The sequence below is a fragment of the Variovorax sp. YR752 genome, from assembly GCF_943372545.1.
Genome location: NZ_CALRZC010000032.1, coordinates 38,690 through 51,981, shown reverse-complemented (window position 1 = coordinate 51,981; position 13,292 = coordinate 38,690). Strand labels below are relative to the sequence as shown.

General features: G+C 66.6%; 13 protein-coding genes. 7 read left to right on the top strand and 6 right to left on the bottom strand.

Translation table 11 applies throughout. The annotated features are described in order from the left end of the window. A partial coding sequence (locus AAG801_RS10535) for a dihydroxy-acid dehydratase (RefSeq protein ID WP_341888329.1) occupies positions 1-1,081 on the top strand: 1,081 nt, incomplete at its 5' end. Between the two features lie 7 nt (positions 1,082-1,088). On the opposite strand, the gene AAG801_RS10530 is transcribed toward AAG801_RS10535, so the two are convergent. Next, positions 1,089-1,907, bottom strand: a complete 819-nt coding sequence (locus AAG801_RS10530) for a DUF3592 domain-containing protein (RefSeq protein WP_341888328.1) — start codon at positions 1,905-1,907, stop codon at positions 1,089-1,091. Positions 1,908-1,955: 48 nt separating this feature from the next. Further along, the gene (locus tag AAG801_RS10525; protein WP_101492947.1) at positions 1,956-2,213 is read right to left on the bottom strand and encodes a TIGR04438 family Trp-rich protein; all 258 of its coding nucleotides are present in this window, start codon (positions 2,211-2,213) and stop codon (positions 1,956-1,958) included. Between the two features lie 107 nt (positions 2,214-2,320). Here AAG801_RS10525 and AAG801_RS10520 point away from each other — a divergent pair, with 107 nt between their 5' ends. Then, positions 2,321-2,626, top strand: a complete 306-nt coding sequence (locus AAG801_RS10520; protein WP_062482639.1) for a c-type cytochrome — start codon at positions 2,321-2,323, stop codon at positions 2,624-2,626. 33 nt (positions 2,627-2,659) lie between these two features. Here the strand turns inward: AAG801_RS10520 and AAG801_RS10515 are convergent, their stop codons facing one another. Next, complete coding sequence (locus tag AAG801_RS10515; RefSeq protein ID WP_101492946.1) at positions 2,660-3,160, bottom strand: Signal transduction histidine kinase; 501 nt, start codon at positions 3,158-3,160, stop codon at positions 2,660-2,662. A gap of 198 nt (positions 3,161-3,358) precedes the next feature. Then, positions 3,359-5,356, bottom strand: coding sequence for an acetate--CoA ligase (gene acs / locus AAG801_RS10510; RefSeq protein ID WP_341888327.1), 1,998 nt, complete (start codon positions 5,354-5,356; stop codon positions 3,359-3,361). Positions 5,357-5,507: 151 nt separating this feature from the next. Here acs and AAG801_RS10505 point away from each other — a divergent pair, with 151 nt between their 5' ends. Next, on the top strand, positions 5,508-6,143 hold the full coding sequence (locus AAG801_RS10505; RefSeq protein ID WP_192196523.1) for a YqhA family protein: 636 nt from the start codon (positions 5,508-5,510) through the stop codon (positions 6,141-6,143). On the opposite strand, the gene AAG801_RS10500 is transcribed toward AAG801_RS10505, so the two are convergent. Then, positions 6,140-7,051: a LysR family transcriptional regulator gene (locus AAG801_RS10500; RefSeq protein WP_341888326.1), complete on the bottom strand. Its 912-nt coding sequence runs from the start codon at positions 7,049-7,051 to the stop codon at positions 6,140-6,142. The two genes, AAG801_RS10505 and AAG801_RS10500, sit on opposite strands and share 4 nt — an antisense overlap. A 108-nt stretch (positions 7,052-7,159) precedes the next feature. Between AAG801_RS10500 and AAG801_RS10495 the strand changes: the two genes are divergently transcribed. Next, positions 7,160-7,777, top strand: coding sequence for an NAD(P)-dependent oxidoreductase (locus AAG801_RS10495; protein ID WP_341888325.1), 618 nt, complete (start codon positions 7,160-7,162; stop codon positions 7,775-7,777). A 64-nt stretch (positions 7,778-7,841) separates the two neighbouring features. Here the strand turns inward: AAG801_RS10495 and fumC are convergent, their stop codons facing one another. Next, entirely contained in the window at positions 7,842-9,239 is a 1,398-nt protein-coding gene (fumC, locus tag AAG801_RS10490; protein WP_341888324.1) for a class II fumarate hydratase, read from the bottom strand. Positions 9,240-9,796: 557 nt separating this feature from the next. On the opposite strand from fumC, the gene proV reads away from it, so the two are divergent. Genes proV through proX form a run of 3 tightly spaced genes read left to right on the top strand, consistent with a single transcriptional unit; the run spans position 9,797 to position 13,289 of the window. Beyond that, positions 9,797-11,050 carry a glycine betaine/L-proline ABC transporter ATP-binding protein ProV gene (gene proV, locus AAG801_RS10485; RefSeq protein ID WP_099796730.1) on the top strand — a complete coding sequence of 418 codons (1,254 nt, stop codon included), beginning with the start codon at positions 9,797-9,799 and terminating at the stop codon, positions 11,048-11,050. 21 nt (positions 11,051-11,071) lie between these two features. Then, entirely contained in the window at positions 11,072-12,256 is a 1,185-nt protein-coding gene (proW, locus tag AAG801_RS10480; RefSeq protein WP_341888323.1) for a glycine betaine/L-proline ABC transporter permease ProW, read from the top strand. Between the two features lie 22 nt (positions 12,257-12,278). Continuing rightward, on the top strand, positions 12,279-13,289 hold the full coding sequence (proX, locus tag AAG801_RS10475) for a glycine betaine/L-proline ABC transporter substrate-binding protein ProX (protein ID WP_341888322.1): 1,011 nt from the start codon (positions 12,279-12,281) through the stop codon (positions 13,287-13,289). Positions 13,290-13,292 lie beyond the last annotated feature (3 nt).

Here is a 13,292-nt window from a genome sequence, read left to right as displayed (position 1 = left end):
GGCCAACACCATGTCCAGCGCGTTCGAAGCGCTCGGCATCTCGCTGCCCTACTCGTCGACCATGGCGAACCCGCACGACGAAAAGGCCAACTCGGCCAAGGAATCGGCCAAGGTGCTGATCGAGGCGATCAAGAAAGACCTGAAGCCGCGCGACATCGTGACCAAGAAGGCCATCGAGAACGCCGTGGCCGTCATCATGGCCACCGGCGGCTCGACCAACGCGGTGCTGCACTTCCTGGCCATCGCGCACGCGGCCGAGGTCGAGTGGACCATCGACGACTTCGAGCGCATGCGCAAGAAGGTGCCGGTGCTGTGCGACCTGAAGCCCTCGGGCAAGTACCTCGCGGTCGACCTGCACCAGGCCGGCGGCATTCCGCAGGTCATGAAGGTGCTGCTGAAGGCCGGCCTGCTGCATGGCGACTGCATCACCATCAGCGGCCAGACCATCGAAGAAGTGCTGAAGGACGTGCCCGACGTGCCGCGCGCCGACCAGGACGTGATCCGCCCGATCGACAAGCCGATGTACGACGAAGGCCACCTGGCCATCCTGAAGGGCAACCTGTCGCCCGAAGGCGCGGTCGCCAAGATCACCGGCCTGAAGAACCCCGTCATCACCGGCCCGGCCCGCGTGTTCGACGACGAGCAATCGGCGCTGCAGGCCATCCTGGCCGGCAAGATCGTCGCCGGCGACGTGATGGTGCTGCGCTACCTCGGCCCCAAGGGCGGCCCGGGCATGCCGGAAATGCTGGCCCCCACCGGCGCGCTGATCGGCGCGGGCCTGGGCGAAAGCGTCGGCCTCATCACCGACGGCCGCTTCTCGGGCGGCACCTGGGGCATGGTGGTCGGCCACGTCGCACCGGAAGCGGCGGCGGGCGGCACCATTGCGTTCGTGAACGAAGGCGATTCGATCACCATCGACGCGCACAAGCTGGTGCTTGAACTGAACGTGCCCGAAGCCGAGATCGCCAAGCGCCGCGAAGGCTGGAAGGCCCCTGCTCCGCGCTACACGCGTGGCGTGCAGGCCAAGTTCGCGTTCAACGCCTCGAGCGCGAGCTCGGGCGCGGTGCTCGACAAGTTCTGAAACGGACTCAGCCCATCATCCACGCGCCGTAGCCGAAGGCCATGAAGCCCAGGCCGACGATCGCAAAGATGGCCCGGGCTTCGAAATCCATTGCCGGGGGAAAGCTCTGCACGACGAAGTGCAGCAGCGCCCCCGCGCCGATGGTCAAGAAACCCACGCCGAACTGCTTCATCGCGCTCGCATCGGGATAGAGAAACACCAGCGCAAAGCCGGCGAGGAACACCACGTTCGCCAGCACCGTGCCACGCGTGCGCCATCTCTTCTGCAGGGGTGTCGGCTCGCGCACCGGTGCCGGTTGGCCCTTGCGGCCTTCCTTGAGCGCCAGGCCGGTGAAGAACAGACCGAACATCGTCGGAAAGCCGCCGAAGAGGCCGAGCCCCCAGACAATGCCCCACATGTTCTGGAAGTCGGCCACCAGGGCCTGGGCGGGGTCAGCGGTGCTGTAGCGCACCTCGACCGCATCGCCCCACTCCTTGTCCGACAGGCTGCCACCGAGCCCTTTGACTCGGCGCTTCTGCCCGTCGGCGGCGGTGTATTCGACGACGGGCGCACGCGTGGTGGTGACGTAGCCCTTGCTGTCCTTGCTGCGCTCTTCCACGAACTCGACCAGGCTGCCTTGCGTAGAGGCTGTGCCCGCGATCGACTGGTAGCGCTGCCAGCCCACCGTGACCGCGCCGTACAGACCGGCGCAGCCGATCAGCAGTGCACCAATGCCGGCGCCCCAGAAGAAGGTCTTGAAACGCCCGACCAGCGCGCCGACCGCCGGTCCGACCAGCAGCGACAGCCCGAAAACGAGCAAGGCGTGGGTGGCGGCTTCGTCGTCCATGGCGCGCGTCCGGGGTTGGCATGCGGCGCAGGTGACGAGGCCGCGTGGTCAGCGGCGCGGGCGCTGTTGCCCGTTGCTGGTGCGAAGGCCCATGTTGGTCTTCTGGCGGTCGATGCGCGCCTGCTTGCGACGCTCTTCGCGCTCGATGACCTTGCGCTTGGTGTAGCCCGACGAATCGGCCCAGGCCCACCATGCCAGGGCCAGCGCGAACGGGCTCAGCACGATCCACCAGCTCCAGCCGGCGACCATGCCCACTTCGAAATATTTGAGGGCTATGCCAAGCAGGCCCAAGAGCAGAAACCACATCGCGAATACCCTCCGAGTTGGTCGGTATCGCCGCCAGTGCGTGTGCACCGCGCTACCTACAATCGCGTTGGATCGAATGTAACTCAGCCCTTACGAAAACAGTCCCCATGAAAAGAACGATGTTGATGGCAGCCCTGGGCCTCGGCCTCGCGGCGCCCGCCTTTGCCGACCTGGCCCTCGCCACGTCGAAGAACTGCATGAGCTGCCACGCGGTCGAACGCAAGGTGCTCGGGCCGTCGTTCAAGGACATCGCGGCCAAGTACAAGGACGACAAGGGCGCAGCCAACACGCTGGCCACCAAGATCATCAAGGGCGGCTCGGGCGTGTGGGGCCCGGTGCCGATGCCGGCCAACAACCAGGTCAGCGAAGCCGATGCGAAGAAGCTCGCGGCCTGGGTGTTGTCGACGAAGTAATCAGCAGAGAAACGAAGCGCGCGGCGCGCCCGGTCAGATGCTCGGGTTGATGTCGCTGGGCACCGGACGGCGCTCGATGCGGTCCTCGAGCTGCCCGATGTGCGCGGCCACCGTGTTGTCGGTCTGGTCCGAACGCGCCTTGACCGCGCGTTCCAGCTGCTCCATCCGCGCCAGCAGCGCGGTATGCCGGTCGGCGTTGTGCGACATGTGCTGCTTCTCCTGCGCTTCCAGGAAGTTGCGCAGCTCGGTGAAGCGCGAGGCCTCCGCCTTGTCGGCGAGGTCGCGCTGGGTCTGCATTTCCTTCGTGTGGCGCTTGGTCTCCAGCAGCACCGAGCTGTGCAGGTACAGCACGTACACGAGGAAGAAGGCCGCGAGCACGGCCGTGAGCCCCAGCATGATCAGCCCCAGCGGCGCCGACACGCTCATGAAGCCGAGCCACACGTCGGTGGGGGCCGACAGCGTGCCCCAGTTCAGCGCGGCAAGCCCCGCGATGAGCAGCACGATGACAAAAAGAAAAGCGGATCTCACGCCCATGTGGCGCCTCCTTGCAAACAGCCGGTCACGATGACAAAAGCCGCGCGCCTGTCATGGCGCGCGGTGACGACATCGGTTTTACCTCAGCAAGGAGCCCGCTTTGGTGCACACGGCCGCACAAACGGCCGTGTCCTACACCTCTCTACAGCCAGTTCGTGACAACTGTTCCGAATCGGTAGGCGACGGCCGCGTTTGCGGTCAGTTCGTTTCCGACAACTGGTCGAGGATCGCTGGGTTCTCGAGTGTCGACGTGTCCTGCGTGATCGCCTCGCCCTTCGCGATGCTGCGCAGCAAACGCCGCATGATCTTGCCGCTGCGCGTCTTGGGCAGGTTGTCGCCGAAGCGGATGTCCTTGGGCTTGGCGATGGGGCCGATTTCCTTCGCGACCCAGGCGCGCAGTTCGTTGGCGATCTGCTTGGCCTCTTCACCGGTCGGGCGCGAGCGCTTGAGCACGACGAAGGCGCACACGGCCTCGCCGGTCACGTCGTCGGGGCGGCCCACCACCGCGGCCTCGGCCACGAGATCGGTTTTAGAAACCAGCGCCGATTCGATTTCCATCGTGCCCAGGCGGTGGCCCGACACATTCAGCACGTCGTCGATGCGGCCCGTGATGCGGAAGTAGCCGCGGTCGGCACTGCGCACCGCGCCGTCGCCGGCCAGGTAGATCGTGCCGCCCATCTCTTCGGGGAAGTAGCTCTTCTTGAAACGCTCGGGGTCGTTCCAGATCGTGCGGATCATCGAAGGCCAGGGCCGCTTGATGACCAGCATGCCGCCCGCGCCGTTGGGCAGGTCTTTGCCCGTCTCGTCGACGATCGCGGCCATGATGCCCGGCAGCGGCAAGGTGCACGAGCCCGGCACCAGCGGCGTGGCGCCCGGCAGCGGCGTGATGACGTGGCCACCCGTTTCGGTCTGCCAGAAGGTGTCGACGATCGGGCAGCGCTCGCCGCCGATGTTCCGGTGGTACCACATCCACGCTTCCGGGTTGATCGGCTCGCCGACCGAACCGAGGATGCGCAGGCTGGTCAGGTCCCAGTTCTTCGGGTGCACCTTCTCGTCGCCTTCGGCCGCCTTGATGAGCGAGCGGATGGCGGTGGGCGCGGTGTAGAAGATCGAGACCTTGTGCTTCTCGATCATTTCCCAGAAGCGGCCCGCGTGCGGGAAGGTCGGGATGCCTTCGAACACGACCTGCGTGGCGCCGGCCGCGAGCGGGCCGTAGGCGACGTAGGTGTGGCCGGTGATCCAGCCGATGTCGGCGGTGCACCAGAACAGGTCTTCGGGGCGGATGTCGAAAGTCCAGTCCATCGTGAGCTTGGCCCACAGCAGGTAGCCGCCGGTGGCGTGCTGCACACCCTTGGGCTTGCCAGTGGAGCCCGAGGTGTAGAGGATGAACAGCGGGTGCTCGGCATTGACCGGCACCGGCGCGCACTCGGTGCTCTGCCCTGCCTGCGCTTCGGTGAAGGTCTTGTCGCGGCCCTCCACACGGTTCCACGCGGTGGGCGTGCGCTCGTACACGAGCACGGTCTTGAGCGTGTCGCAGCCGCCCAGCGCAATGCCGTCGTCCACGATGGCCTTCAGCGGCAGTTCCTTGCCGCCGCGCAGCTGGTAGTTGGCGGTGATGACGGCCACGGCGCCCGCGTCGATGATGCGTTCCTGCAGCGCCTTGGCCGAGAAGCCGCCGAACACCACGCTGTGGGTGGCGCCGATGCGCGCGCAGGCCTGCATGGCGACCACGCCTTCGATGGTCATCGGCATGTAGATGATGACGCGGTCGCCCTTCTGGATGCCCTGCGCCGTGAGCGCGTTGGCGAACTGGCTCACGCGGGCCAGCAGCTCCTTGTAGGTGACGCGGGTGACGGCGCCGTCGTCGGCTTCGAAGACGATCGCGATCTTGTTCTCGACGGGGGTGCCGATGTGCTTGTCCAGGCAGTTGGCGCTGGCATTGAGCTCGCCGTCACCGAACCATTCGTAGAACGGGGCCTTCGATTCGTCGAGGGTGCGGGTGAACGGCTTCGTCCACTGGAGGTTGTCCTTGGCCAGCCGGGTCCAGAAGCCTTCGAAGTCCTGTTCGGCTTCCTTGCACAACGCTTCATAGGCGGCCATGCTGGCAATGCGGGCGCCTTCGGTGGCGCGGGCGTCGGGCGGGAACACGCGGTTCTCGACGAGGACGGATTCAATGTTCTTCGATGCGCTGCTCATGCTCTTGTCTCCTGATTGAATGCGGCCGTAATGTCGGGGCACGCACTTACGGGCCACTGACGGGGTCGATGTTAGTTCGCAGGGTTATCACGAGTGCGTCACTGGGAGACCCCTAAAATCGCCCGACTTTTTACATCTGTCTTCTTACTTCATGTCCGCCCCCGATCCTTTCGACGCCCGGAACGCGCCCGTACCAGCGCGCAGTTCCCCGCTGAAGCCCCTGCCCCGGCTCATCTTCGCGAGCCGCTGGCTGCAGCTGCCGCTGTACCTGGGGCTGATCGTGGCCCAGGGCGTGTACGTGGTGCACTTCCTGGTCGAGCTGCTGCACCTGGTCGAAGCCGCCTTCGGCAACAAGGACGCGCTGCAGGCCCTCATCGCGAGCATCGGCTACAAGACCACCGCCCCCGTCGGCGCGCTCAACGAGACGGTGATCATGCTGGTGGTGCTGGCGCTGATCGACGTGGTGATGATCTCCAACCTGCTGATCATGGTGATCGTGGGCGGCTACGAGACCTTCGTGAGCCGCATGGACCTCGAAGGCCACCAGGACCAGCCCGAGTGGCTGAGCCACGTGAACGCCTCGGTGCTCAAGGTGAAGCTGGCCACCGCCATCATCGGCATCAGCTCGATCCACCTGCTCAAGACCTTCATCAACGCGGACAACTACACCGACAAGGTGCTGATCGCGCAGACCGTGATCCACATCGCGTTCCTGTTCTCGGCCATGGCCATCGCCTACACCGACAAGCTGATGAACGAGGCGGCCGCCGCCAACCCGCGTCACTAAGAAGGCGTGTCCCAGGCCGGCACTTCGGTGAAGCGCTCGGCCAGAAAATCGAGCAAGGTGCGCAGCGCAGACGGCATGTGCTTGCGCGAGGCGTACACCGCGTACACCCCCAGCACCTGCGGCTCGTGATCGGGAAAGAGCGACACCAGCTCGCCCGACTGCAGCAACCCCGACGTCAGATAGGTGGGCAGCATCGCGATGCCCGCCCCGGCCTGCGCCAGCGCCATCAGGCTGGCCGCGTCGTTGGTCGACAGGTTGCCGGCCACCGCCACCGAAACCGGCAGGCCGTCGGCCTTGCGCGTGAAGTTCCAGAGGCTGCGGCCGAAATACGAATGCGTGAGGCAGTTGCGCTGCGCCAGCTCTTCTACGCGCTGCGGCTGGCCGTGCGCCTTCAGGTAATCGGGCGTTGCGCAGACCACCGAGCGGCACACCGACAGCCGACGCGCAATGAGGTTCGGATCGATCTCGGCTGACACGCGGATCGCGAGGTCGATGCGCTCGTCCACCAGGTTCACCGCGCGATCGAGCAGCACCAGGTCGACCGCCACGCCCGGATACCGCCGCACGTAGTCGGCCACCGCGCGGGCCAGCTGCGCCTGCGCGAACGAGGTGCTGGCGGTGATGCGCAGCTGTCCGCTCGGCGCCTCCGCCGGATGACGCACCGCCGCCTGCATGTCGCCCGCGAGTTCCAGCACCTGGCGGCAGCGTGGCAGCAGCTCTTCGCCCGCCGCCGTGAGGCTGAGGCGGCGCGTCGTGCGGTGCAGCAGGCGTGCGCCGGTCCATTGCTCCAGCTCGGCCACGTAGCGCGTGACCACCGGGCGCGACATGTCGAGCTTGTCGGCCGCGGCCGAAAGGCTGCCCGCATCCACGACGGTGACGAACACCCGCATTGCATTCAATCGGTCCATTCGAACGATTTTAGGAATAAAGAAGCGCGGAATTCGAGGTATTTCTTTCGAAACCAGAAACCTAAGATGAGGTTCATCCCCTTCCCAACCTTTTGACTGGAGTCCCTCATGAGCCACATCGCCATCATCGGAGCCACCGGACGTGCCGGCAGCCGCCTTCTCGAAGAAGCGCTGCGCCGCGGCCACACCGTCACTGCCATCGCGCGCAAGGCCAGCGAAAAGCTGTCGGGCCGTGCCAACGTGAAGGCCGTGGATGTCGACGCGCTCGACGCCGCCGCCCTCGAAAAGGCCGTGGCCGGCCATGACGCCGTGTTCAGCGCCGCGCACTTCGCCACCGTGCCGCCCGCGGCCGTCATCGAGCCGGTCAAGCGTGCAGGCGTGAAGCGCCTGCTGGTGGTCGGCGGCGCCGGCAGCCTGTTTGCGGCACCCGGCCTGAAGGTGATCGACACGCCGAACTTCCCCGATGCCTACCGCGCCGAAGCCACGGCCGGCGGCGTGTTCCTGGACGCATTGCGCAACGAGAAGGACCTCGACTGGACCTTCCTGTCGCCCTCCGCCGAGTTCGTCGACGGCGAGCGCACGGGCAAGTTCCGCCTCGGCACCGACGACCTGCTGGTGAGCGCCGAAGGCCGCAGCTGGATCACGTTCGAGGACTACGCGATCGCGTTCATCGACGAGCTGGAAAAGCCGGCGCATTCGCGCCAGCGCTACACGATCGGCTACTGATCGATCGATCAAGCGCCAACGAAAAAGGACCCTCGCGGGTCCTTTTTTCATGGGCTGATCCGACTCAACGGCCCGTCATGTTCTCCGGCACCACCCATTGGTCGAACTGCTCGGCGGTGAGATGCCCCGATGCAATCGCCGCTTCGCGCAGGCTCGTGCCTTCCTTGTGCGCCTTCTTCGCGATATAGGCCGACTTGTCGTAGCCGATGTGCGTGTTCAGCGCCGTCACCAGCATCAGCGAGCGCTGCACCAGTTCCGTGATGCGCTCGCGGTTCGGTTCGATGCCCACGGCGCAGTGGTCGTTGAAGCTCACCATGCCGTCGGCCAGCAGGCGCACACTCTGCAGGAAGTTGTGCGCCACCATCGGGCGGAACACGTTCAGTTCGAAGTTGCCCGAAGCGCCGCCGATGTTGATGGCCACGTCGTTGCCGAACACCTGCGCTGCCAGCATCGTGACGGCTTCGCTCTGGGTCGGGTTGACCTTGCCCGGCATGATCGACGAGCCGGGTTCGTTCTCGGGAATGCTCAGCTCGCCGATGCCGCTGCGCGGGCCGCTCGCGAGCCAGCGCACGTCGTTGGCGATCTTGTTCATGCTGGCGGCGAGCGTCTTCAGCGCGCCGTGGGCATGCACCAGCGCATCGACGCTGGCCATGGCTTCGAACTTGTTCGGCGCGGTGACGAACGGCAGGCTCGTGAGCCTCGCCAGTTCGGCCGCGACCTGCTCCGCATAACCCCTGGGCGCATTGAGCCCGGTGCCGACGGCCGTGCCGCCCAGCGCCAGTTCGCACAGGTGCGGCAGCGCGGCGCGCACATGCGCCTCGCCGTGCGCCAGCTGCGCCACGTAGCCCGAGAACTCCTGGCCCAGCGTGAGCGGCGTGGCGTCCTGCAGGTGGGTGCGGCCGATCTTCACGATGTCGGCGAAGTCTTCGGCCTTCTTGGCCAGCGTGCCGCGGAGCTTGGCGATGGCGGGCAGCAGCTTGTGCGTGATGGCCTCGACGGCCGCCACGTGCATGGCGGTCGGGAACACGTCGTTGCTCGACTGGCTGCGGTTCACGTCGTCGTTCGGGTGCACCAGGCGCCCTTCCCCACGCTCGCCGCCGAGGATTTCGCTCGCGCGGTTGGCCAGCACCTCGTTGACGTTCATGTTGCTCTGCGTGCCCGAGCCGGTCTGCCAGACCACGAGCGGGAACTCGCCCGGGTGCTTGCCGGCAATGACCTCGTCGGCCGCGGCCACGATGGCCTGGGTCTTCTTTTCGTCCTGCAGGCCCAGCGCGTGATTGAGCACGGCCGATGCGCGCTTGACCTGCGCCAGCGCCTTGATGATCTCCCGCGGCTGCTGCTCGCCGGAGATGTCGAAGTTCTGCAGCGAGCGCTGCGTTTGCGCGCCCCACAGCTTGTCGGCCGGCACGTCGATCGGGCCGAAGGTGTCGCGCTCGGCACGGGTCTTGGGAGAAGTCGTCATGAGAAAAATGGCTCCGCAGTCTTGGATGGTTGCGCCCGCTCACCGGACGCGGTGCCGAGTATCGGCTCAATAAGAATGGCTCGCATCTGACGAGGCCATTCGCCCCCGTCCCACAGACACGATACGCCCCCGGGTTGACTCGCGTCATGCCAAAAAGTTATAATCATGGGCTTCCGACGACCAACAAGTCATGTTGGTCACCCTTGCGCTACTCGCGGATCTGTGAATCCCGTCGCGGTGCAAGGCCCTTCACGCCGGGCCCAGCCCGGCAAACCGGCCGGATCTTTTTCCGGCCCCATTGCCACGTCACGCTCATCCAGGCGGCGCCCCTCGACCAGGCCCGTTGTCTGCGAATGAAGCATCCGGCGGGCACTGGCTTCGTCGCCACGTCGTTTTCAGTGCCTGTCGGCAGCCCTCGGGGCTCGCCGGGCCATTGCATGCGCATGCGCAATCTTCATGCGCGCTGTCGGGCAGCTCCCTCATCGGGCTGATGGCGTGGCCGTTGCCGTCCTTCGGGGCGGTGCTGTGTCCACCCTTCACTCAAGGAGCCCCGGCATATGGCCAAAGGAATTCTCATCGACCATGTCTTCAAGGTGTTCGGCGATTCGCCCGAACAAGCGCTTGAACTGGTCCGCCAAGGTTTTTCCAAGAAGGAAATCCTGGCGCAAACCGGCCAGTCGATCGGCGTGTTCGACGCCACCTTCGAGATCCAGGCCGGCGAGATCTTCGTGATCATGGGCCTGTCGGGCTCCGGCAAGTCGACGTTGGTGCGGCTGCTCAACCGGCTGATCGAGCCGACCGCCGGGCGCATCGTGATCGATGGCGCCGACATCAACGAGCACTCCGACAGCAAGCTGCGCGCGCTGCGCCGCAAGGACATCAGCATGGTGTTCCAGTCGTTCGCGCTGATGCCGCACATGACGGTGCGCGAGAACACCGCCTTCGGCCTGGAGCTGTCGGGCACGCGCAAGAAAGACCGCCTCGCGCAGGCCGACCTGGCGCTCGCGCAGGTGGGCCTTTCGGGCTGGGGCGACAGCTACCCCGACGAGCTCTCGGGCGGCATGCAGCAGCGTGTGGGCCTGGCGCGCGCGCTGGCGTCTGACCCGTCGATCCTGCTGATGGACGAGGCCTTTTCGGCGCTCGACCCGATCATCCGCACCGAGATGCAATCGGAACTGCTGCGGCTGCAGCAGGTGCAGCGCCGCACCATCGTCTTCATCTCGCACGACCTGGACGAAGCCATGCGCATCGGCGATCGCATCGCGATCATGAAGGACGGCCACGTGATCCAGGTCGGCACGCCTGACGAGATTTTGCGCAGGCCGGCCGACGACTACGTGCGCAGCTTCGTGCGCGGCGTGGACGCGGCGGCGGTGTTCAAGGCGGCCGACATCGCGCGCAAATCGCTCACCGTGGTGTGCGAGCACCCGGAGCGCGGCGCGCACGCGGCGCTCAAGCTGCTCGAAGACCAGGACCGTGACTTCGCCTACGTGACCAGCCCGACCAAGCGCTTCCTGGGCGTGGTGTCGGCCGACACGCTGCGCGGCGCGCTCGACGGGCATTCGGGCCCGCTCGGGCTGCACCACGCCTTCCTCGACGAACTGCCGCGCATCGACGCCGAAGCCCCCGTGGCTGGCCTGATCGGCCAGCTCGCGCAGGCGCCGTGCGCCCTGCCGGTGGTGGCCGGCGACGGCCGCTTCTGCGGTGCGATCAGCAAGACGACGCTGCTCAAGTTCCTCGACCGCGACACGCCGCCGATCGAACCCGTCTCGCCGCACGCCGCCCCCGCACTCGCCGCCGAGCCGCACTGAATTCACGAAGGACCTTGAACGATGAACGACACCACATTGCCTTCCGACCTGAACGCGCCCCTGCTGGACGCACCCGTTTTGGACACGCCCGCCGCGCCCGCCGCCGCCCTCGACCCGTGGGAAGCGATCTCTGCCGCGCCTGACACCTCGACCGCCAGCGCCTGGCTCGACGCGCCGGCGAACGCCGCGCACGCCGTCGCCGGGCAGGCCGACACCGCCACCAGCGGCTTCGCACTGCACCGCCTGTGGGACGGCTCGCTGCCCGTCGAGGCCTGGATCAACCAGGGCCTGGGCTGGGTGGTGGAGCATTTCCGCCCCTTCTTCCAGACCGTGCGCCTGCCCATCGACAGCACGCTCAACTCGGTGCAAAGCCTGCTCACCGCCCTGCCCGCGCTGCCGATGATTGCGCTCATCGGCCTGCTCGCCTGGCAGTTCGCCGGCCGCGCGCTGGCCATCGGCACCGTCGTGTCGCTGATGCTGGTGACCATGCTCGGCATCTGGCCTGAAGCCATGGTCACGCTGTCGCTGGTGCTGACCTCGCTGGTGTTCTGCATGGTCATCGGCCTGCCGCTGGGCGTGCTGCTGGCCAGCAACGACCGGGCCCAGCGCGTGATGCGCCCGGTGCTCGACGCGATGCAGACCACACCGGCCTTCGTCTACCTCGTACCCGTGGTGATGCTGTTCGGCATCGGCAACGTCCCGGGCGTGATCGTGACCATCGTCTTCGCGCTCGCCCCGCTGGTGCGCCTGACCAACCTCGGCCTGCGCCAGGTGCGTCCCGACCTCATCGAGGCCGCACGCGCCTACGGCGCCTCGCCCTGGCAGATGCTGCTGAAGGTGAAGCTGCCGCTGGCCATGCCCTCGATCATGGCGGGCATCAACCAGGCGCTGATGCTGTCGCTGTCGATGGTGGTGATCGCCTCGATGATCGCCGTGGGTGGCCTCGGCCAGATGGTGCTGCGCGGCATCGGCCGGCTCGACATGGGCCTGGCCACCGTCGGTGGCCTGGGCATCGTGCTGCTGGCGATCACGCTGGACCGCCTGACGCAGGCCATGGGCAAGTCGCGCCGCAGCGCCGGCCACCGCTGGTGGTACACGGGCCCGGCCGGCCTCGCGCTGCGCACGCTGCAGCGCCTTGTCGGCACGCCCTCGCGCGGCCAGCACGCGAACGACGCCGTGCCCGCCCTTTCCACGCAAGCGCACTGACCGTCACGGAGGACATCCACGCATGAAGACCACCCGTTTCTTCTTCGCCCGCAGCCTCCTGGCGCTGGGCTTCGTCGCCTTCGGTGCGACCGCACAGGCCGCCAATGATCTGCCCGGCCAGGGCGTCACCGTGCAGCCGCTGAAAAGCTCGCTCGCCGAGGAAGCGTTCCAGACGCTGCTGGTGATGCGCGCGCTCGAGAAGCTCGGCTACAAAGTCGAGCCCATGAAAGACCTGGAGCCTGCTACCGAGCACCTGGCCATTGCCAATGGCGACGCCACCTTCATGGCCAACCACTGGAGCCTGCTGCACGCCGACTTCTACAAGAACAGCGGCGGCGATGCCAAGCTGTGGCACCAGGGCGTGTACTCCGACGGCGCGGTGCAGGGCTACCTGATCGATCGCAAGACCGCCGAGCAATACAACATCACCAACCTCGCGCAGCTGAAAGACCCGGCCATCGCCAAGCTGTTCGATGCCGACGGCGACGGCAAGGCCGACCTCACCGGCTGCAACCCCGGCTGGGGCTGCGAGCTGGCCATCGAGGGCCACCTGAGCGCCTACCAGCTGCGCGACAGCGTGACCCACAAGCAGGGCAGCTACGCCGCGCTCATGGCCGACACCATCGCGCGCTTCAAGCAGGACAAGCCAATCCTTTACTACACCTGGACGCCGTACTGGGTCAGCGCCGTGCTGCGTCCGGGCGCTGACGTGGTCTGGCTGCAGGTGCCGTTCTCGCCGCCGCAGGCCGGCGAGCCGGGGAACACGCGGCTGTCGAATGGCCGCAACTACGGCTTCCTGGCCAACCAGCAGCGCATCGTCGCCAACCGGGCCTTCATCGAGAAGAACCCCGCTGCCGGCCGCCTGTTCGAGGTGATGAAGCTGCCGATCGCCGACATCAACGCGCAGAACCTGCGCATGAGCGAAGGCGCGAACAGCATGCAGGACGTGACGCGCCACGCCGACGGGTGGATTCGCGTGCACCAGGCGACCTTCGATGGGTGGATTGCCGAGGCGCGCGCCGCCGCCAGGTAACAC